This window comes from Paenibacillus sp. N119s (assembly GCF_059447605.1).
Genome location: NZ_JCAJRU010000008.1, coordinates 1 through 20,842, shown reverse-complemented (window position 1 = coordinate 20,842; position 20,842 = coordinate 1). Strand labels below are relative to the sequence as shown.

18 protein-coding genes and 1 pseudogene are annotated in these 20,842 nt (G+C 46.8%); all 19 read left to right on the top strand.

Annotated features, from left to right (window positions below):
- Nucleotide 1: 1 nt before the first annotated feature.
- Complete coding sequence (gene atpA, locus AC5V8P_RS02225) at nt 2-1,516, top strand: F0F1 ATP synthase subunit alpha (RefSeq protein WP_063213865.1); 1,515 nt, start codon at nt 2-4, stop codon at nt 1,514-1,516.
- 174 nt (nt 1,517-1,690) lie between these two features.
- A complete protein-coding gene (gene atpG / locus AC5V8P_RS02220) occupies nt 1,691-2,557 on the top strand; it encodes an ATP synthase F1 subunit gamma (protein ID WP_063213866.1) in 867 nt (288 codons plus the stop codon).
- Nucleotides 2,558-2,678: 121 nt separating this feature from the next.
- Nucleotides 2,679-4,079: a F0F1 ATP synthase subunit beta gene (gene atpD, locus AC5V8P_RS02215; RefSeq protein WP_063213867.1), complete on the top strand. Its 1,401-nt coding sequence runs from the start codon at nt 2,679-2,681 to the stop codon at nt 4,077-4,079.
- A 70-nt stretch (nt 4,080-4,149) separates the two neighbouring features.
- Entirely contained in the window at nt 4,150-4,563 is a 414-nt protein-coding gene (locus AC5V8P_RS02210; protein WP_063213868.1) for a F0F1 ATP synthase subunit epsilon, read from the top strand.
- Nucleotides 4,564-4,908: 345 nt separating this feature from the next.
- Entirely contained in the window at nt 4,909-5,160 is a 252-nt protein-coding gene (locus AC5V8P_RS02205; protein ID WP_063213869.1) for a DUF1146 family protein, read from the top strand.
- A 324-nt stretch (nt 5,161-5,484) separates the two neighbouring features.
- A complete protein-coding gene (murA, locus tag AC5V8P_RS02200) occupies nt 5,485-6,840 on the top strand; it encodes a UDP-N-acetylglucosamine 1-carboxyvinyltransferase (protein WP_064797786.1) in 1,356 nt (451 codons plus the stop codon).
- A 216-nt stretch (nt 6,841-7,056) separates the two neighbouring features.
- Entirely contained in the window at nt 7,057-8,463 is a 1,407-nt protein-coding gene (gene spoIID, locus AC5V8P_RS02195; RefSeq protein WP_064797787.1) for a stage II sporulation protein D, read from the top strand.
- A 70-nt stretch (nt 8,464-8,533) separates the two neighbouring features.
- Nucleotides 8,534-9,274: a stage II sporulation protein SpoIIQ gene (gene spoIIQ / locus AC5V8P_RS02190; RefSeq protein WP_063213872.1), complete on the top strand. Its 741-nt coding sequence runs from the start codon at nt 8,534-8,536 to the stop codon at nt 9,272-9,274.
- A 201-nt stretch (nt 9,275-9,475) separates the two neighbouring features.
- Entirely contained in the window at nt 9,476-9,763 is a 288-nt protein-coding gene (gene spoIIID, locus AC5V8P_RS02185; RefSeq protein ID WP_013373425.1) for a sporulation transcriptional regulator SpoIIID, read from the top strand.
- A gap of 171 nt (nt 9,764-9,934) precedes the next feature.
- Nucleotides 9,935-10,933, top strand: a complete 999-nt coding sequence (locus AC5V8P_RS02180; RefSeq protein ID WP_063213873.1) for a rod shape-determining protein — start codon at nt 9,935-9,937, stop codon at nt 10,931-10,933.
- Between the two features lie 123 nt (nt 10,934-11,056).
- Complete coding sequence (locus AC5V8P_RS02175) at nt 11,057-11,941, top strand: flagellar hook-basal body protein (protein WP_064797788.1); 885 nt, start codon at nt 11,057-11,059, stop codon at nt 11,939-11,941.
- A 13-nt stretch (nt 11,942-11,954) separates the two neighbouring features.
- Entirely contained in the window at nt 11,955-12,782 is an 828-nt protein-coding gene (locus AC5V8P_RS02170; RefSeq protein ID WP_064797789.1) for a flagellar hook-basal body protein, read from the top strand.
- Nucleotides 12,783-12,792: 10 nt separating this feature from the next.
- Nucleotides 12,793-13,005: a DNA-directed RNA polymerase subunit beta gene (locus tag AC5V8P_RS02165; RefSeq protein WP_063213876.1), complete on the top strand. Its 213-nt coding sequence runs from the start codon at nt 12,793-12,795 to the stop codon at nt 13,003-13,005.
- An 892-nt stretch (nt 13,006-13,897) separates the two neighbouring features.
- Nucleotides 13,898-14,344: a 3-hydroxyacyl-ACP dehydratase FabZ gene (gene fabZ / locus AC5V8P_RS02160; protein WP_013373420.1), complete on the top strand. Its 447-nt coding sequence runs from the start codon at nt 13,898-13,900 to the stop codon at nt 14,342-14,344.
- Between the two features lie 95 nt (nt 14,345-14,439).
- Entirely contained in the window at nt 14,440-16,158 is a 1,719-nt protein-coding gene (locus tag AC5V8P_RS02155; protein WP_064797790.1) for a phospho-sugar mutase, read from the top strand.
- 259 nt (nt 16,159-16,417) lie between these two features.
- Nucleotides 16,418-18,433 (top strand): DUF5693 family protein, encoded by a 2,016-nt coding sequence (locus tag AC5V8P_RS02150; protein WP_064797791.1) that lies wholly within the window; start codon nt 16,418-16,420, stop codon nt 18,431-18,433.
- A complete protein-coding gene (csaB, locus tag AC5V8P_RS02145; RefSeq protein ID WP_064797792.1) occupies nt 18,409-19,545 on the top strand; it encodes a polysaccharide pyruvyl transferase CsaB in 1,137 nt (378 codons plus the stop codon). Before AC5V8P_RS02150 ends, csaB begins: the two co-directional genes overlap by 25 nt.
- Nucleotides 19,546-19,553: 8 nt before the next feature.
- Nucleotides 19,554-20,315, top strand: a complete 762-nt coding sequence (locus tag AC5V8P_RS02140) for a WecB/TagA/CpsF family glycosyltransferase (RefSeq protein ID WP_064797826.1) — start codon at nt 19,554-19,556, stop codon at nt 20,313-20,315.
- Between the two features lie 137 nt (nt 20,316-20,452).
- Nucleotides 20,453-20,842: pseudogene (locus AC5V8P_RS02135) on the top strand (undecaprenyl/decaprenyl-phosphate alpha-N-acetylglucosaminyl 1-phosphate transferase); the annotation flags it as partial.

Below are 20,842 nucleotides of genomic sequence, written 5' to 3'. Positions count from 1 at the left end.
CTTGAGTATCAAACCTGAAGAAATCAGTTCATTGATTAAAAGTCAGATTGAACAATATAAAAATGATATCGAGGTCGTTGAAGTCGGCACTGTTGTTGAAGTCGGCGACGGTATTGCCCGCGTCTACGGACTGGAAAAAGTTATGGCTGGTGAATTGGTAGAATTCGACACTGGCGTATTGGGCTTGGCGCTCAACGTGGAAGAAAGCAATGTCGGTGTTGTTATTTTGGGTCAATTCTCCGACATTCGTGAAGGTGGCCAAGTAAAACGTACAGGTCAGATCATGCAAGTCCCTGTAGGCGAAGCAATGATCGGACGTGTAGTTAACCCGCTGGGACAACCAGTTGACGGTAAAGGACCGATTGCTACAACAGAATTCCGTCCGGTTGAAAGTCAGGCTCCAGGCGTTATGGCCCGTAAATCGGTACATGAGCCTATGCAGACAGGGATTAAAGCTATTGATGCGATGGTTCCGATTGGTCGTGGTCAACGTGAGTTGATTATCGGTGACCGTCAAACGGGGAAAACTTCTATCGCAATCGATGCAATTTTGAACCAAAAAGGCAACGGCATGAAATGTATTTATGTCGCTATTGGTCAAAAACAATCCACGGTTGCTCAAGTTGTTGAAACATTGCGTCGTCATGGTGCGTTGGAATACACGATTGTCGTTACGGCATCTGCTTCCGAACCATCACCATTGCTGTACATTGCTCCTTACTCTGGCTGTGCCATGGGTGAATACTTTATGTACAAAGGCGAGCATGTCCTGGTTGTTTATGATGATTTGACTAAACAAGCGTCTGCTTACCGGGAACTTTCCCTGTTGCTGCGCCGTCCACCGGGTCGTGAAGCATATCCAGGTGACGTTTTCTATCTGCACTCTCGTTTGCTGGAACGTGCAGCGAAGCTGAATGATGAGTTGGGTGGCGGATCACTTACTGCTTTGCCGTTCATCGAGACACAGGCTTCCGACGTTTCTGCTTATATTCCAACTAACGTTATTTCCATTACAGATGGACAGATATTCCTGGAAGCTGACTTGTTCTATGCAGGCCAACGTCCAGCGATCAACGTAGGTATTTCCGTATCTCGTGTAGGTGGTTCTGCTCAGATTAAAGCGATGAAAAAGGTTGCAGGTTCCCTGCGTCTGGATCTTGCTCAATATCGTGAGCTTCAAGCGTTCTCCCAATTCGGGTCCGACTTGGATAAATCCACCAAGGCCCGTCTCGACCGTGGCGCACGCATGATGGAAATTTTGAAACAAGGTGTTCACCAACCGCTTGCTGTAGAGCAACAAGTAGTGAGCTTGTATACTGCTGTAAAAGGCTTCCTTGATGATATTCCTGTATCGGATGTAAAACGTTTTGAAAAAGACTTCCTGTCTTTCATGGAGTCCGATCATCAGGATGTGCTTCAATCTATTCGCGACACGAAAGACTTGGTTGCTGATAATGAAGCAGCTTTGAAGGCAGCTATCGAAAAATTCAAGAAATCATTCGCCACGTCGGTGTAATATATTGGAATTTGCCTGTTTATGATGAAAGGTGTCTAAGGAAGCGTACCCTCTGGGTTGTGGCTTCCTTGGCATGTTTTACTCTCAATAACAGGCCCTTTAACATATGTGCGGCTGGATTTTAATCTTATGAAGTTAGCTTTGGCTTGTCCAAAGCTTGAAGGTGGTGAAATCATGGCAAAAGGTATGCGCGACATTAAACGTCAGATTAAAAGTGTGCAGAGTTCGAAGCAGATCACGAAAGCGATGGAAATGGTTGCTGCCTCCAAACTGAGAAGAGCTCAAGAGAAAGCGGAGTCAGCTCGACCTTACTCGGAAAAGCTTAAAGAAGTTGTGAGTAGTATTGCCTCTGGAGCGAATAACATCAAGCATCCAATGCTGGAGAGTCGTCCAGTTAAAAAGACGGCTTATCTCATCATTACATCTGATCGTGGTCTGGCTGGTGGTTATAACGCCAATATTTTGCGACAGGTTACGCAGACGATTGCTGAGCGTCACCGTTCACAGGATGAATTTGTAATCTTCATCATTGGGCGAAAAGGACGGGATTATTTCAGACGTCGTGAATTCCCTATCGCTGAATCGGTAACCGATCTGTCAGATACACCTGCATTTGCAGATATCAAAACGATTGCTAGCAAAGCCGTACAAGGCTTTGAACTTAAAGAATTTGATGAGCTTTATCTATGCTATAACCGCTTTGTCAACGCATTGACTCAAATTCCAACAGTTGATCGTTTGTTGCCGATGGCAACACCGGAGTCAGCTACAGCTTCATCCTCAATTAACTACGAGTATGAACCTTCACCAGAGGGAGTACTGGAAGCATTGCTGCCACGTTACGCGGAAACGCTCATTTACGGCGCTTTGCTGGATGGTAAAGCAAGTGAGCTGGGAGCGAAAATGACGGCGATGGGAGCTGCTACGAAGAATGCTACCAAGTTGATTGGAGAGCTTTCCTTGACCTATAACCGTGCTCGTCAAGCGGCTATTACCCAGGAAATTACGGAAATTGTTGCAGGGGCTAACGCTCAGTCTTAATGCGACTTCTTGCGACTGTTTGATAACAAGGTCTACACTATTATGATAAATTGCGGGCGCAAAACAAATCAGAATGGTTCGGATTTGCGGCTGTGCAAGCTTGTAGGAGGGAAACCAAAAGATGAACAAAGGACGCGTAGTGAGCATCATGGGTCCGGTTGTCGACGTTGAGTTTGAACGTGGACAGCTTCCGGAAATTCTGAATGCCATTCATATTGGGACTGTGCTGGAGAGCGGAGTCAAAATTGATCTGACGCTCGAAGCTTCAAAACATCTAGGTGACAACCGTGTGCGTTGTATTGCCATGTCTTCCACAGATGGTTTGGTTCGTGGAGCTGAAGCAATAGATCTGGGAGCGCCTATCTCGGTACCTGTCGGCGAAGCTACTCTTGGACGTGTATTTAACGTGCTTGGAACGCCAATTGATAATGGTGCTGATATGGGTGAAGCAACAAGAAATCCGATTCACCGTCAAGCGCCTTCTTTCGAAGAACTGACAACTCAAGCAGAGATGCTCGAAACAGGTATTAAAGTTATCGACTTGCTGGCTCCTTATGCCAAGGGTGGTAAAGTCGGGTTGTTTGGTGGCGCGGGTGTAGGTAAAACCGTAACCATTCAAGAATTGATTAACAATATCGCTCAGGAGCATGGTGGTATTTCTGTATTTGCGGGTGTAGGTGAACGTACACGCGAAGGAAATGACTTGTACCATGAAATGAGAGATTCCGGCGTTATCAACAAAACGGCGATGGTGTTTGGACAAATGAACGAGCCTCCAGGTGCGCGTTTGCGTGTTGCCCTCACAGGTCTGACGATGGCGGAATATTTCCGTGACCAAGAAGGCCGTGACGTGTTGCTCTTTATTGATAACATTTTCCGCTTCACCCAAGCAGGCTCTGAGGTTTCTGCCCTGTTGGGACGTATGCCTTCCGCAGTAGGTTACCAGCCAACGCTGGCAACGGAGATGGGTCAACTGCAAGAACGGATTACTTCTACTAAAAAAGGTTCGGTTACTTCCATTCAGGCAATCTACGTGCCTGCGGATGACTACACTGACCCGGCTCCTGCTACGACGTTTGCCCATTTGGATGCTACAACGAACCTGGAACGTAAAATTTCCGAAATGGGTATTTACCCGGCGGTTGATCCGCTCGCATCCAGTTCCCGTATTTTGTCGCCAGACGTTGTGGGTGAAGAGCATTACAATGTAGCACAAGGGGTAAAACAAATTTTGGCCCGCTACAATGAGCTTCAGGATATTATCGCGATCCTGGGTATGGATGAGTTGAGTGAAGAAGATAAAATGCTGGTAGCACGTGCCCGTAAAATCCAGCGTTTCCTTTCACAGCCTTTCCACGTTGCCGAAGCATTTAACGGCTTCCCAGGTAAATATGTACCTGTTAAAGAAACGGTACGTAGCTTCAAAGAAATTTTGGAAGGCAAGCATGACAATCTTCCAGAAGCGGCTTTCCTTTTTGTAGGGGCCATTGAAGAAGCAGTGGAAAAAGCTAAAACCTTGTAAACATATAGGCAGAGAATAGCCGAGCCTTACGAAGTGAGCTGTCTGTGGACAGTTTCCAGGAGGGATTCAAGTGAGCACGTATTTACTAGAGATAGTGACGCCGGAGCGCCTGGTCTATACGGAGCAGGTAAACAGCATCAGTGTTCGCGGCTCGGAAGGCGATCTTGGGATTTTACCAGGACACCTTCCCTTGGTCACTCCCTTGAAGATTGCACCGGTACGTATTAAAATCGGTGGTCAAACCGAAGTGATTGCGGTCAATGGGGGCTTTATTGAAGTCCGCAATGATAAAGTGGTCATTTTGGCTGAAAGCGCGGAACGTTCCGAAGATATTGATGTGGAACGGGCTCGTGCGGCAAGGGAGCGGGCAGAACTGCGGCTCCAGAGTAAGCAGGATCAAATAGACCATCATCGGGCAGAAGTCGCTCTGCAACGGGCACTTAACCGATTGAATGCTACAAGTATCAGAACCAATAAGAATTAATATTGGATTTTGAGTGGAATTTTAAAAGGGTTCGGCATAGTATACGGATGGAATGACAAAGAGACCACTTCATGACTTCTGCCCAAGAGGGCCTACAGAAGGTGAGTGACATCTTTACTTCCTTCGATCACTGTGATCGAGCCCTTTTTTAGTTGTATTTTCCAAATGTATAGTCCTATTTCATGTTTAATAGCTAGGTATTTAGTACCTTTTAAATTCACAAAACAGAAGAGATTATACACATTTTGTCGAAATAAATATGCTAAGAATAGAAATAGCACTAGCAAATTAGGCGCTTGCCGAGTATTATAAAGAAGTCTGTGACGCAGATGGGAGGAATCACGAATGAACGGGAAGCAGCAGTTGGCTGAACAGTTAAGTCAATCGGCGAGTATGACCGCGCTGATCTCTATGATCGTATCGCTCATCTGTATAGCGTTAGCCTGGTGGGCTTTGCAGAGCTTAAAGCTGGATTTATTCATCCGGCAACCCAAAGGACCGCAGGGCAGATTGCTGCACTTGTTTCTTGCTATTATTTTGGGACAGTTGGTTTCTGGTTTCTTGTTGAGCTACATCTCTTGGAGCCAGATGCTGTAGAATTTGTTTTAACATGAAGTAGGCGGGTTATATGATTTTATGACTCCGTATGTGCAGGAATTGTCGAATAACATCATGCCATATTGTTAACAATGGTAAACAAAAGCACCATACATGTATAACAGGATGAATCCGTTAGAACTCATGTGGACGTCAAGTGTAAAAAACGCTTGTATACTTGTTTTAATCAGTGGTATGATGGCAGTTAGGGTATTAGTAAAATCTTGTTTTTTTATGTAATGAAAAAGCAAGGCATGAAAATAGCGGAATATGTTCTTTTTTTCCAGAATGGAAAAGGGAAATGACGCGCGGAGGGAACCATAGATGAGCAAATTTATCGTCCGCGGTGGCAACAGATTGACCGGGAGTGTCAAAGTCAGCGGAGCCAAAAACTCAGTTCTGCCGATCATCGCCGCTTCTCTGTTAGGAGAAGAAGGAGAAAGTGTTATTATGGATGCACCTCCTCTAGACGATGTGATGACCATTAACAAAGTGCTGGAGTCCTTAGGAGCAGGCGTTACATACCAAGACGAGGTCATTCGTGTTGACGCGCGGAAGATAATTTCCTGTGAAGCCCCTTACGAGTGGGTTAGGAAAATGCGCGCATCATTTTTGGTTATGGGGCCATTGCTTACTCGTTTGGGACGTACAAGAATCTCGCTTCCAGGCGGATGCGCAATTGGAACAAGACCTATTGATCAGCATTTGAAGGGGTTTGAAGCGTTGGGCGCCGAGATAAGCTTGGGCCAGGGTTTTATTGAAGCTAAAAGTAACGGTCGTCTGCGCGGAGCTAAGGTTTATTTGGATGTAGCCAGCGTAGGAGCAACCGAGAATATTATGATGGCCGCTACTCTTGCTGAGGGCGTAACTACCATTGAGAATGCTGCTAAGGAGCCTGAGATCGTTGATCTCGCCAACTTCCTGAATGGCATGGGAGCGAAAGTACGCGGTGCAGGCACAGGCGTCATTCGTATAGAAGGCGTCGAGAAGCTGCGTGGTGTAAAACATACGGTTATTCCCGACCGGGTAGAAGCAGGTACTTATATGGTTGCTGCTGCGATCACAGGCGGGAACGTATATGTAGAAGGCGCAATATCCGATCATTTGGGTCCGGTTATATCCAAGATGGAAGAAATGGGTGTAACAATTCAACCTGATGAAAATGGTATTCGTGTCATTGCGGATAAACCGTTGAAGGCCGTTGATGTTAAAACGCTGCCTTATCCTGGGTTTCCAACTGATATGCAGTCTCAGATGATGGCACTTCAACTTGCCGCTGAAGGAACGAGCATCATTACAGAAACCGTGTTTGAAAATCGTTTCATGCATGTAGATGAATTTCATCTTATGAATGCGGAAATTAAGGTCGAAGGTCGTACGGCGATTGTAACTGGCAATGCTAAGCTGACGGGTGCGAAAGTAACCTCGACAGATTTACGTGCAGGTGCTGCGTTAATTCTGACCGGACTTATTGCGGAAGGTACAACGGAGGTATCCGGCGTCCATCACATCGACCGTGGATACGTTCATTTGGCTGAGAAACTGACTGGATTGGGAGCTGACATTTACAGAGTGACAGTAGATGAATCCAAACTGGATCATTCGGCTAGCGCAGAACGTGTTGTACCAGAAGAAACATCGGGGAATCTGTTCAAGAAGATTCAGCCTTCCCTCGCCTAAGCTTTAACTTATTGCATAGTTATAAACTTGAGCAAAAAGAACCAAGTCCGAAAGGGCTTGGTTCTTTTTGTGTTTTTGCTGCCTGGCTTTTTCATTCTTTCAGTTCTCTTAAAACGGTTCTATCAAAGTGGACGACCTCATATGATTGAAAATATCAGCTGGAGTATATCTGTACTTTCAGCCGGACATTTAGCCCTTTGATGGAGGTTTCAGCCTATGAAAGATTCACAGGTTCGCATCCGTATACCAATTCATCATCCTAAGAAACACCGCCAGGTCTCATTTGCGGAGAAAAGCTGTGGCTCTATAGCAACTTCATTGCAGAAAAATATGCTTATGCAGCAGCCAGACACGTCAGATGCATTACCGACTTGCGTCAAGACGCATCGGCGTACTACAGTGGTGCCTCCCGCCGCAAAAACAGCGCCCAGTAAAACATGGGACGCAAGCAAGCCGCAGGGACCGCAGCCACACCTGCGACCTGCAGCCGGGCGAGCCCCACGCTGGGGCAGCCGCCGGCCATGGCTGCCCTTTGCCGCCATGGCCGGGGTGCTGGTGCTTGCCATAGTGGTGCCCACGCTAATGGCATGGCCTCGCCAGGCAGCGCAGCCTTTGCCGTCTGGGAGCCGCACAACCGCACCCGTGCAGCCCAATAAGGCGGCAAAGAGCGAGGCACCCGTAACGCGCCTGCCGGGCGTCCCGCCGATGCCGGCAGTACCCGCTGCTCCAGCGAGCAGCGCGCCGGTTGCGGCAGAGCCGGACGTGCGGGTGTACGTCACGTCTACTGGCCGGACGGAATCACTGCCTTTGGAGCAATACATTGTCGGTGTAGTAGCGGCCGAAATGCCTCCCAGCTTTGAGGAAGAAGCGCTAAAGGCACAGGCCATTGCTGCACGTACCTTCATTACAAGGCGTTTGTTAGCTGATGACACCAGCGGCTCCCCGGCGGGGGCAGATGTGACAGATACCGTCAAACATCAGGCTTACATTTCCAAAGCTAAGCTTGCTAGAGAATGGGAGCATTCTGGAAAATCCGCAGATCTGGAAAAAATTCGCCAGGCTGTACGCGACACCAAGGATACCATCATGGTATATGAGGGGAAACCTATTACTGCTTCCTTTTTTTCTACCAGCAATGGCTACACTGAAAATTCAGAGGATGTATGGGCGAAGGCAGTGCCCTATTTACGAAGTGTGTCCAGTCCATGGGACAAGCAGTTGGCCCCTCGTTTTACAGAAACCGTTACACTGAGCCGTCAGAGTGTGTTCGATAGATTGGGATTAAGTCGTGCTGCGGTCACTGCTTCTACTGGAGGGGGAGGTATGCCAGAGATTCGTATCCTCTCCAAGACAGAAGGTCATCGCATCAAGAAGATTGAGGTAGGAGGCTTGGTCTTTACGGGACCGGAGATTCGGAACAAACTAGGATTACGGTCGGCTGAATTTACATGGAAGACCGAAGGGAATCGGATTGCTATAACAACCTATGGCTATGGTCATGGCGTTGGTATGAGCCAGTGGGGAGCCAATGGAATGGCCAAAGAAGGTCATACGGCCACTCAGATTCTCCTTCACTATTATACTGGTATATCTTTTGCGAATGCCTCTCGTATTCTAAGTTAGTAAATTTTTCGTAACTTTGAAGTATAAAAGAGTTGCACCCGGTAACACTGGTTACTGAGGTGATGAGCAAATGAGTGAACAAAATAAAAACCAGAACCAAAATCATGAAGATACACCCAAAACCTTTCCGGGTGGAAGAGCTTCACGGCCGTCTTCGTGGAAAAAGCTGTTGTCCAAAAGGTGGGCATACCCGGCAGCCTACATTGCCGCAGCAGCCATTATACTAACCTTAGTGTGGGTCTATCAGGATGCTAGCCAGAAGTCTTTCAAACCTGACCCAGCTAGTCCGTCGGTACAAAGCACAAGCGCTGTAAGTACCGACGTTAGCGAACAACAACCAGAAAGTGTGGAAGTTGTTGCTCAGTCGGAAAATATCGCATGGCCGGTGGCAGATGCGAGTGCAGTGAAAGTTGTAAAGCCTTTCTTTGATGAAAAAGCGACAGCTGATGAGCAAGCGGCAGCTATGGTAGAGTACGATAAAACATTTACCGCCAACACCGGAATTGACCTTTCTCGGTCCGACGATCAGGCATTTGAAGTGAGAGCCGCCCTGAGTGGAAAAGTATCCCGTGTGGAACAACATCCGCTGGTAGGGAATGTCGTAGAAATCACGCATGATAATAATCTCAAAACAGTATACCAAAGCTTGAGTGATCTGAAAGTAAAAGAAGGCGATCAAGTAAAACAAAATGATGTGATTGCTTCAGCAGGTCGCAATGAGCTTGAAAAGGATTTGAAAACACATCTGCATTTTGAAGTGTATCAGGATGACAAGCCAGTGAATCCAACAGGTCTGCTTCCTAAAAAATAAATTAGGCCATAGCTTTGCATGTTAAGCGGGGAATTCATATTCCCTGCTTTTTTCTTGTGCAGTTTTAGCGCATAGCGTAAACATAAGCTGCTGTTGCCAAATAAATAGGCCTTCCGAAGCATGTCTTCCCGCCAAACCGCGAATATATAGGCACGCTCCTCATATAATGTACCAAACTATCCACAGTAGGGAGGCGGGAGCGTGCACGATTACATCAAGGAACGGACCATCAAAATCGGTCGCTGTATCGTGGAAACAAGGAATACGGTCCGTACGATTGCCAAGGAATTTGGTGTCTCCAAGAGCACGGTGCATAAAGATCTGACCGAACGGCTGCCTGAAATTAACCCGGATCTTGCTGATCAGGTGAAGCACATTCTCGAATACCATAAATCCATCCGCCATCTGCGGGGGGGTGAAGCGACGAAAATTAAGTACAAAAAAACGAGTGGGAAAAGAAGGGGAATTCTTGTTTCCGGCAAGTCCTAAAAATATATAGTGAATTGGCTGGCAAAGCCATTGAATCAACCCCCTGAAGTATGATATGTTAAAAGATGGTACAAGACGAAAAATGACATGTAACCGTAGGTTTATACATATATTTGCCGCTTCTTGTCGAATCTTAGCTTTTTAAAATATCACTTTGGGGGCCTTTTTAATATGTTCAGTAATGATATTGGTATCGACCTCGGTACGGCCAACGTGCTTATCCACGTCAAAGGTAAGGGAGTTGTTCTTGACGAACCTTCCGTTGTTGCGATAGAAAGCGATACAAAAAAAGTTCTGGCTGTCGGAGAGGAAGCGCGCCGAATGGTAGGACGTACTCCTGGTAATATCATAGCCATCCGCCCATTGCGTGATGGTGTCATCGCCGATTTTGAAGTCACGGAAGCGATGCTAAAATATTTTATTAATCGGGTAGGGGGAAAAAGCTGGTACAGTCACCCTCGTATTTTGATTTGTGCGCCGACGAACATTACCTCAGTGGAGCAAAAAGCGATTCGTGAAGCGGCGGAGCGTAGCGGGGCGAAAGAAGTATTTTTGGAGGAAGAGCCAAAGGCGGCTGCCATCGGGGCAGGAATGGATATCTTTGAGCCTAGCGGCAACATGGTCGTAGATATTGGTGGTGGAACAACTGACGTTGCAGTCCTTTCTATGGGGGATGTTGTAACAGCTTCTTCCATTAAAATGGCGGGGGACAAATTTGATACAGCCATTATGAAATATGTAAAAACGAAGTACAAACTTCTCATCGGGGAACGTACGGCTGAAGATATCAAAATTGCTATTGGAACTGTACATCCAAGCGGACGGCATGCTGAGATGGATATCCGTGGACGGGATATGGTATCCGGATTGCCCAAAACGTTAAGCATTTCTGCGGAAGAAGTACAGGATGCACTAAGAGATCCCGTGTCAGCGATTGTTGCTGCAGCTAAGTTTGTACTGGAGCAGACCCCACCGGAACTATCTGCTGATATTATTGACCGTGGGGTTATTTTGACCGGCGGTGGTGCGCTGCTTAGCGGTTTGGACGAGCTGCTTGCTGAAGAATTGCGTGTTCCAGTACTCGTTGCCGAAGATCCGATGCATTGTGTCGTTAAAGGTACAGGAATTATGCTGGATAATTTGGATCATGTGGTTAAGAAAAAGTTCTAATCTGCCGATAGTGACTATAAGAGACTCGTGTGCTGTCAGGCAGGCTGCCTAGCGTTTTGGCTTTAGTGCCTCCATGCGAGCATACAATTGATGAGCAGAGTATAGGATTGGGGTGCACGATACATGTTGAGAGGTTTATATACTGCGGCCGCCGGGATGATGACACAACAGCGACGTCATGACACCGTAACGCAAAATATTGCTAATATGAATACCACGGGATACAAGCAGGAGAACAGCGTTCAACGCTCATTCCCCGAAATGCTTATCTCCATGACGGGGGGAAACCCTGATAACCCGGATCGTACCGTCGGCAAACTCAATACTGGCGTTTTTGCTGAGGAAAGCCTCTCCCCTTACATTCAGGGAGCGTTGAAGGATAGTGGACAAACTACGGATTTTGCGATACAGTCCAATATTAATGTGAACGACCCGGCGACTGGCCGACCTATGGCTTTTGATCAGGCAGGGAAATTCATCAATGCTAACGGTGAAGTCACCTATCGTCCAGAAGCGTTTTTTACGGTACGGGACAGTAATGGTAATGTCCGCTATACACGTGATGGACATTTTCAAGTAAGTGGAACGGGCGCATTGCTTTCGTCGACTGGTTCAGCAGTGCTAGATACGAATGGAAACCCAATTCAATTGACGGGATCTGTCTCAGCGCTTAAAGTAAATGAACGGGGTCAATTGGTGGACAGCCAATCCAACCAGCCGCTCGGAACGACACTTGGGATTAGCGTTATTGATCGACCATACCAGCTCGTTCGTGAGGGCAACGGCAATTTCCGTTTGAATAATACGGATGGTGCTACGGCTAGAATGATGACCGCTAATGATACGGTATCGGTTCGTCAGGGCTATCTGGAAGTATCGAATGTAGATGCTGCTCAGTCGATGGTGGATATGATGGCTGCGTTAAGAGCGTATGAAGCGAATCAGAAGGTTATTCAATTTTATGATAAAAGCTTGGACAAGGCCGTTAATGAAGTAGGCCGTGTATAACAGGGGGTAAGTGATGAACAACTCCATGATTGGCGCAATGGTGTCTATGGCCAGTGTGCAGCAGCGTTTGGATTTAATTGCCGATAATATCGCCAATGTCAATACGGTTGGTTATAAGAGTAAACAGGGTTCCTTTGAAGATGTATTGGCTAATGTGCAGCAGCAACCTTCAACGTATCTCCAAAATGGACGGGCGATGCCGCTTGGCTATAATTTGGGCTACGGAGTCAAAACAACCGCAGTTATGAAAAATATGGAGCAAGGTCCGCTCAAGGAAACGGGACTTCCTACCGACCTGGCCATTCAGGGAAATGCTTTGTTTGAAGTTCAGGGGAATGGACAAAAAGCTTGGACGCGTGCAGGCAGTTTTCATTTTGTTCCTGATCCGAATGATAATGCAACGATGATGTTGACCACGGCTGAGGGTTACGCTGTGTTAGACAATAATGATGTACCTGTAACCGCGCCAGCGGGTTCCAAGGTAGCTATTACCTCCGATGGCGAATTGTTAATTCGGGCTAATGGAACTGGTGCCCCGACAGCTGGCCAGCGAATTAAGCTAATGGATGTACAGCGTCCAGAAGGGTTACAGCAGCGGGATGATAACCTGTTCGTGTTAGCGAATGGCGTGACTGAAGCCGATGTATTCGGAGCAGCAGGTGTGGCAGGCGCTGTTCCAACGGACGTTACTGTGCGTTCCGGCTATCTTGAGGAGTCTAACGTGGATTTAGCGGGCGAAATGACGGATATGATGCAAGTCCAGCGGATGTATCAAATGGCGGCACGGGCCTTAACCTCTAGCGACACGATGATGAACCTGGCCAACAATTTGAGGGCATAAGGATTTGGTGATGAAGGAAGAACAATCTGATTCCCGTCCGGTGCCTGAAAAGACTAAATCCCGCTGGCGTACTGCTCGTTATTTCGTTGTTCCGTTGTTGTTTCTGTTCTCGCTGTTAGGCGGCTTAATTGCAGGATATGTAATTGTAGGTAAGCAAGGGCTGGCAGGCGTATTTGAGTGGAAGACCTGGCAGCATGTCATTGATCTTATATTTGCGCCTTAGTTTGCTTTAAAAGAGTGGCTGTGGAGGGAAATGGACGCTCCGCGTGCAGATTGTTCTTCCGATTGCTGTTATCCCCAGATTTATTTTGATTTTAACTTTTGAGGTTTGAATCCGGGGATAAAGGCAAACGCTGCGCTTCCCCAGAACAATTCTGCCCGCTCCGCTGGCTACCCGCTATCAGGGCCACTCTTGTTAAGATAAATAATCCCGCAATTTGTGTGGGGAGTATAGAAAACAAAACCCTGTGCCAGTGGCGCAGGGTTTTGTTTTGTCTTCAATGGAGAATCCTTCAGTGTAGCGAGTATGGATTGCAACCAATTGAGGCCATCGCGGAGGCCTTCGTTTGTTTGCTCTTCGCGACAAGCGAGCATTATTGAGGCGAGCTTTCTTTTTGAACAAAAGTAACTCGGCGGAGGGGATGGAATCGTCTGAAGAAGCGATAGCGTTCGCCTTTATCCTCGGGTTTTAACCTTTCCGGGTTTTAAAATAATGAAAAAATCCGAGGGTAACAGCGATCGGAAGAATGATCCATCCCCGTAGCCCGCCCACCTTGACTCAAATCAAACTTCGCTTCACCCCATAATAGGAGCAACAAATATGGTACTTCCGCATAATTTTCTTTTTGCATCTGATGAATGTATAATGATGGGGAGTTTATAACATTGCGGGGTAAAACCAAGCACATGCAAAAGGGCTTTTTCTCGCCTCTGGTTGCGTAACCGGCGGAAAAAGCCCCTTATCTCAACCTTCACTTCTGCAGTAGGTGAAGGATATCTAACATTGTTGCCGTGATGAGCTGTTTTTATACAGCGTTTGCGGGGTAATATTATGCTTGCAGTAACTCAGGGCTGAACAGAGTCAAATCTGCAAGCGGGAGGAGTTATTAAGATAAATGGACAAATTGCAATTGGATGTTAATCAAATTCAGGAGATTATTCCGCATCGCCCTCCATTTTTGTTGGTGGACCGTATTATTGAACTGGAGGAAGGGAAAAGAGCAGTAGGCATCAAAAATGTAACAATGACTGAGCCTCATTTCATTGGACATTTTCCGGGTTATCCCGTTATGCCTGGTGTGTTGATCACTGAAGCATTGGCTCAAGTCGGAGCAGTCGCATTACTGCACCTAGAAAGCAATCGCGGCAAAATCGGCTTTTTGGCAGGGTTGGATGGTTTCCGCTTCCGCGGACAGGTAGTTCCTGGGGATACACTGACACTTGAAGTGGAAATTACCCGTTCCAAAGGCGCTTTTGGTAAAGGGAAAGCAACGGCGAAAGTGGGTGACACGGTGGTAGCTGAGGGCGAAATTATGTTTGCTTTATCAGACCCGCCCCAATAAATAAGTTCTGCCGACATAAGCACCACGTCTAACCGAGTGCATGTGTACATAGAAATCCTGTTTTGATAACCAAAAATGGAGAGGGGAAATTCCGTATGACGCAGTTGAGTAAAAAAGCATTAGAAGGCATTGAGAGCTGGCTGCAAGACCCTTATATTGATGAAGAAACCAAACAGGAGTTGCGCGCATTGCAAGGCAATGACCGTGAACTAGAGGATCGCTTTTACAAAGAACTGGAATTTGGTACAGGTGGTCTGCGTGGAGTGATCGGGGCAGGCAGTAACCGGATGAATCGTTATGTGATTGGACGTGCGACTCAAGGGCTCGCTCGCTATATTTTAGAGCAGCACGCTGGCAAAGAAGGCAAGCCTTCAGTTGTCATTGCCCATGATTCGCGTCACTTTTCGCCAGAGTTTGCTCTGGATGCAGCTTTGGTGTTGGCGGGCAATGGGATCGTAGCTAAGTTGTTCCCTTCCCTGCGTCCAACGCCACAGCTTTCGTTTAGTGTACGTCATTTGGGAGCCAGTGGAGGAATTGTTGTAACTGCGAGTCACAACCCTCCCGAGTATAATGGGTACAAGGTATACAACAATGAAGGTGGGCAGCTTGTTCCAGATCAGGCTGAAAAGGTGATTGGCTACATTCGTGAGGTCCCTTCTTTTGCTGACATCAAAACGCTCACCCGTGAAGAAGCAGAGTCACAGGGATTGTTGGTTTGGCTTGGAGAAGCGGAAGATGAAGCGTTTGTGGATACGGTAGCCAGTGTGAGTGTGAACCGAGAACTGATTGCAGCTGGACCGGGCAAAAACTTTAAAGTTGTGTTTACACCTCTTCATGGCACTGGGAATATACCAGTTCGTCGTGTGCTGGAGAAAATCGGCTTTGAACAGGTGCATATTGTACCCGAGCAAGAGCAACCAGATGCAGAATTTCCGACCGTTAAGTCGCCTAATCCGGAAGAACGTGATGCGTTCAAGCTGGCCATTGCGCTAGGTGAGAAAATTGGTGCAGATTTGTTGATCGGAACAGACCCTGATGCTGACCGCATGGGTGCAGTGGTAAAAAACCGTGATGGCGAATATGTGGTTTTGTCCGGTAATCAGTCGGGCGCAATTATGGTCTACTACTTGCTGAATCAGCTGAAAGAAACCGGCAAGCTTCCGAATAATGGTGCAGTTATCAAAACCATCGTAACTAGCGAAATGGGTGCGGTCATTGCTGAACATTTTGGAGCAACAGTGTTTAACACGCTAACTGGCTTCAAATATATTGGCGAGAAAATGAATCAGTTTGACCAAACTGGCGAGTATACCTACTTGTTTGGCTATGAAGAGAGCTACGGCTATTTGGCAGGAAATTATGCTCGCGATAAGGATGCTGTCTTGGCAGCTATGCTGATCGCTGAAGCTGCTGCTTATTACAGTACACAAGGCAAGACGCTTTATGATGTTTTGCAAGAGCTGTACGAGCAGTTTGGCTACTTCCTTGAGAAGCTGGAGTCTCGTACACTCAAGGGTAAGGATGGAGTGGAGCAAATCCAAGGCAAAATGACGGATTGGCGCAGCAACGCACCTCAAGAGATTGCAGGTGTGAAGGTAGACAAAGTACTAGACTACTCACAAGGCCTGGACGGACTTCCGCGGGAAAATGTACTCAAGTTTTTACTGGAGGATGGTTCATGGTTCTGCCTGCGTCCTTCAGGCACAGAGCCTAAAATCAAAGTATACTTTGCAGTACGCGGCTCCTCGCTGCCTGACGCAGAGCACAGAATCGGTCAGCTGATCGAGGCTGTTATGGCTCGCGTAGACGCTTGAGGAAATTCCCTTTATAATAGAATAGGTTAAGGTAATTAGATAGAAATAAGTTATCGGTGACCTCTCACGGCAAAGGGCAGTACGCCGTGGAGGTCATTTCTCTGTATTGCAGAATAACCTGGAAGAGGCTTTGGGAAAATAGGCTTATTCCGGCAACGGAGGATTTTGCAAAATTCAATGAGTGACCTACCTAACAGTAGAATGGCAAAGTGGGCAGCATTGAATTTTGCAAAATCCCGAATATTAAGGAGGTTCTTTGGTGTATCAGAAATGGCAGTATTGGAATACGGCTTCTCGAAAATGGTTATGGATTCTGGTCGCTGTTGGCTTGCTGGCTTCCATTCCAGTCATCGCCGATCGTGTAAAGACAGAATCGTCAAGTAAAAAGGTAGAGATTGTATTCGATTATCGGGATTTGACGGAGGCAGCTTCGTATCAGGCTCATCCGCAGGACTATCTGAATGAGCAGCTTGACCGCCTACAACAAGCGGGTGTAAACAGCATGGCGATGTATGAAAGTACGCTGGATGATTTCCGTAAAGCCGGTCGTGTGGTAACTTATACGACTCAGAATGTTGCGGATCTGGAAAAACGTCTTTCACCTACAAATGAGAATTTTACTTACGTTGTTTTCACCAACAAAGAAAATGCCGAGGCGTTAAAACCGTTAATTTTACGTACGTTTACAAGTCTGGGCATCAATGTAAAGCCGTGGAGTTATCAAGGGCAGGAAGGGCTAGTTGTAGAAACATCTCCAGAGGATGCGTATCTCAAGCCTATGCAGCCTGACCCGATTGCTATGAAACAGCTTCGTAGCAAAGGATTTTTTATCGTTCCACGGATGAGTGACAGTCTGCCCTATAACCAGGAGTTGACGGAAGAGATGCTGGCTTCCTTTCAGCAAAATGGTGTAAAACGCATTTTGTTCGAAGGTGATTCAGTCAAAGGCTTTACTGATAACGAGAAACAACATAGCTTAGCGGCATTTGCTAAATTGCTGAACAAATACGATATTGGCTTAGCTGCTATCGAAAACTTAAAAAAACCGCAGGCAGGCTTCAACAAGCTCGCTTACGATATCCACTATAATGTTGTGCGTCTATATTCATTGAGTGATAAAGATTCAATGCTCGATGTGGAAACGTTGGCCGATCGTTTTGCGCTCGCCACCAAGGATCGTAATATTCGCATGTTGTATCTGAATACTGCGCCAAGTCGCAGTGTTGCTGAAGCTAAGGTGAAAGATTCAGTAGACAACCTGATCCACAGCTTGGACAAGCCGGGCAACGCAGTACAGCGGATGGAGAAAAAAGGGTTTGAACTTGGACAGGCTGAACCATTCCAAGTAGTTGATTCATCCATTCAGCGTTATCTGAAGATGCTCGTCGTGCTGGGTGCACTGGCGTTCTTCTCCATTATGGTGTCCTATTTCGTCCCAGCGCTGACTCTGCTGGTATTTGCACTCGGTTTGGTAGGTTCTGCAGGGCTTTACGTTTTGAACTCCAGCTTGATGGAACAAGGTTTAGCGCTGCTTGCAGCAATTAGCGGACCTACGGTTGCAATGATTATTGCAGTGCGTACGATCAGAATTAAACGTGAACAGGGACATGAATTATCTGTAGGTCAACGATTGACTCAAACGCTTATACTATACGTACAGACTGCGATCTTGTCGCTGGCTGCAGTGCCTTTTGTTATTGCGCTGTTGAACAGTATTGCTTACAGTCTGGTGTTAAACCAATTTAGAGGTGTAAGCTTGCTTCATATTCTGCCGATCTTCTTGGCGGCGATTTATATTTTCTTTTATCGTGGTGTTTCTATACGGGAGGAAATTTCCAAACTGCTGCGTACACCGATTACTGTTTTGTGGGTGATCGCACTGGCTGTGATCGCAGCGGCAGGCTACTACTATTTGACTCGTACTGGGAATGCAGGTACGGTGTCGAACACCGAGCTGGTCTTCCGTAACTTCCTGGAGAATGCGTTTGGTGTACGTCCGCGCAATAAGGAATTTTTAATGGCTCATCCACTGTTTATTGCAGGGGCATTCCTGGCTTTAAAATATCGCAAAGCAATCTATTTGCTGATCATAGCTGCTATTGGTCAAGCCTCGATGGTGGATACCTTCGCTCACATTCACTCTCCAGCGGCACTTTCGCTTAGTCGCGGGTTGTTGGGATTGGGATTGGGTCTGATACTGGGAATTATCGCAATTGTCGTGTGGCAAGTGCTGGAAGGATGTTGGAAGAAATGGTCACCACAGCTAAAACGATAATAATCTCGGGTTATTACGGGTTTCGCAATAGTGGGGATGAAGCGGTGCTCAAGTCGATTTTGACTGCTTTAGAAGAGGAGAGCCGTCAGGCGGGGATTACGATTAAGCCTGTTGTTTTATCTTCTGATCCTGCTTGGACACAGAAAATGTACGGGGTAGAAGCTGTTCCACGTATGAGCCTAGGGGAAGTTCGGAGAGTGATTAAAAACAGCGACGGGCTAATTAGTGGCGGCGGGAGTCTGCTCCAGGATGCTACAAGCCCTAAAAGCATTCCGTATTATCTGGGGATTCTGAAACTGGCTCAATGGGCTGGAAAGCCAACGTTTATCTATGCTCAGGGCATGGGCCCGGTACAACGGAAGATATTTTATCCCATGATCCGGTCTGTGTTCCAACGCTGTGAATATGTTTCCGTAAGAGATGAACAATCTGCTGCATTGCTGGGTACCATGAAACTGAAACACCCGGTTGTCGAGGTTGTTCCTGATCCTGTTATGGGGCTTCCTTTGCCCTCCGGTTCCGAGCTGCATAATGCGGGAACTGAGACAGATGAGGACACACTTCCCATCGTTGGCGTATCAGTACGCTACTGGGATAAGGAACAACGCGATTTAACGGCTATTGCGGATGGCTTAAAAAGATTAGCTACGGAGCGTCGTATTCACTTGCGTTTCTTACCATTCCATTTACCTGACGATGAACAGGCCTCTAGGATGGTAATAGATTTGTTGGGGGATATTAGGGGGACAGGAAGCCTTGTTAGTATGTGTGACCAAGTGACCGATCCTCAACAGATGCTTTTGGAAGTCAGTAGATGCAGTTTGATGATCGGAATGAGGCTGCACAGCTTGATTTATGCAGCATCCCATCAGGTGCCCCCGTTGGGTATATCCTACGATCCCAAAATTGATCATTTCCTCAGCCGTGTGGGTAGCCAGCCTGTAGGTACTACAGAAGCATTGGATGGGCAAAAGCTGGCTAATGAGTCTATGCGGCTGCTAGATCAGCGTAGTCAATGGATTGAGAGCCAGAGGGCAGCAATTGCTTTGTTAAAAAGTGAGGCTCGCTTACCAGCTCAGCATATCGTTAATTACTTGCGTCGCAAAGGATGATGGATACAGTGACAGTTGATAAGGTTACGAATGTGCCTACCGTCCCGATTTTCGGTGTTCAGGTATCAAGGCTTAATATGAAAGATACATTAAATGTATTAGTTCAGGCGGTGAAGTCTCGCCGCCCTCATCAAGTGATCACTGCCAATCCGATTATGGTCATGGCTGCATTGGAAGATCCAGTGTATATGAATGTGATGAAACAGGCAGAATTGATTGTTCCAGATGGAACGGGTGTGGTTTGGGCAGCAAATTATGTTGGACATCCTGTACCCGAGAGAGTGGCGGGCTATGACTTGTTACATGAATTGCTCGCAGCCGGAGAAAGCTATCATTGGAAAGTTTATTTACTTGGATCAACGCCTGAAGTGATTCAAGCGACTGCTCAGCGGGTACATGAGCTTTATCCTGGAATTACGGTTTGTGGCAAGCGCGATGGTTTTTTTGGACCTAACGAGGACGAAGCGGTGATTGCGGCTATTCGCGAAGCAAATCCTGATTTATTGTTTGTAGCGCGTGGAGCAGATACACAGGAACCCTGGATTGGTAAATATAAAGAACAACTGGGAGTGCCGGTGATGATGGGTGTTGGTGGTAGTTTCGATGTTATATCGGGCAAAACCAAACGCGCACCTAAACTGTTTCAAAAGCTACGAGCGGAATGGTTATATAGACTCCTAAAAGAGCCCAGTCGTTACAAAAGAATGCTTGCGTTGCCGAAATTCGCAGTGAAAGTGATGCGTGAAAAAGAAAACGTCACAAAAGTGTGATAAATAGCTTGAATCTGCCTTCAAAACCCGCTAATTTGCCAGAATATGAGGCTTGGTATTTATTTTTGATCAGAGTATAATTCAATGCGGTTACATCTGAAAAGGCATTGCTTTAAAATTGGGGGTCGAATGATCAAATGTTATTGATCTATATTATTGGTTTCATCATGGCACTGGGACTTGCGCTGTTACTGACACCGCTTGTTAAAAAGTTCGCTGTGAAGGTTGGAGCCGTCGATGTGCCGAATGCCCGAAAAGTACATACCCGAATTATGCCGCGTCTTGGCGGTCTGGGGATTTTCTTGGCATTTCTGTTATCCTTATTGGCGATGTTACCTTTTGTGCCTGAAGGAATGCTGTCCTCGCGGGATATTAACTTTATCGCAGCCTTTCTGATTGGCGGTACGTTGATTACATTGATTGGTGCTCTCGATGATCGTTTTGATCTCAATGCAAAGCTCAAATTTTTGGCTCAAATCGCCGTTGCGTGTATGGTCGTGTTTGCTTTTGATATTCGTGTTGATTTT

Excerpts from the sequence above, each read along its gene's own strand:
- atpG (WP_063213866.1), top strand. The coding sequence starts at position 1,691 with ATGGCAAAAGGTATGCGCGACATTAAACGTCAGATTAAAAGTGTGCAG.
- atpD (WP_063213867.1), top strand. The coding sequence starts at position 2,679 with ATGAACAAAGGACGCGTAGTGAGCATCATGGGTCCGGTTGTCGACGTT.
- AC5V8P_RS02205 (WP_063213869.1), top strand. The coding sequence starts at position 4,909 with ATGAACGGGAAGCAGCAGTTGGCTGAACAGTTAAGTCAATCGGCGAGT.
- murA (WP_064797786.1), top strand. The coding sequence starts at position 5,485 with ATGAGCAAATTTATCGTCCGCGGTGGCAACAGATTGACCGGGAGTGTC.
- spoIID (WP_064797787.1), top strand. The coding sequence starts at position 7,057 with ATGAAAGATTCACAGGTTCGCATCCGTATACCAATTCATCATCCTAAG.
- spoIIQ (WP_063213872.1), top strand. The coding sequence starts at position 8,534 with ATGAGTGAACAAAATAAAAACCAGAACCAAAATCATGAAGATACACCC.
- AC5V8P_RS02180 (WP_063213873.1), top strand. The coding sequence starts at position 9,935 with ATGTTCAGTAATGATATTGGTATCGACCTCGGTACGGCCAACGTGCTT.
- AC5V8P_RS02175 (WP_064797788.1), top strand. The coding sequence starts at position 11,057 with ATGTTGAGAGGTTTATATACTGCGGCCGCCGGGATGATGACACAACAG.
- AC5V8P_RS02170 (WP_064797789.1), top strand. The coding sequence starts at position 11,955 with ATGAACAACTCCATGATTGGCGCAATGGTGTCTATGGCCAGTGTGCAG.
- AC5V8P_RS02165 (WP_063213876.1), top strand. The coding sequence starts at position 12,793 with ATGAAGGAAGAACAATCTGATTCCCGTCCGGTGCCTGAAAAGACTAAA.
- fabZ (WP_013373420.1), top strand. The coding sequence starts at position 13,898 with ATGGACAAATTGCAATTGGATGTTAATCAAATTCAGGAGATTATTCCG.
- AC5V8P_RS02155 (WP_064797790.1), top strand. The coding sequence starts at position 14,440 with ATGACGCAGTTGAGTAAAAAAGCATTAGAAGGCATTGAGAGCTGGCTG.
- csaB (WP_064797792.1), top strand. The coding sequence starts at position 18,409 with ATGGTCACCACAGCTAAAACGATAATAATCTCGGGTTATTACGGGTTT.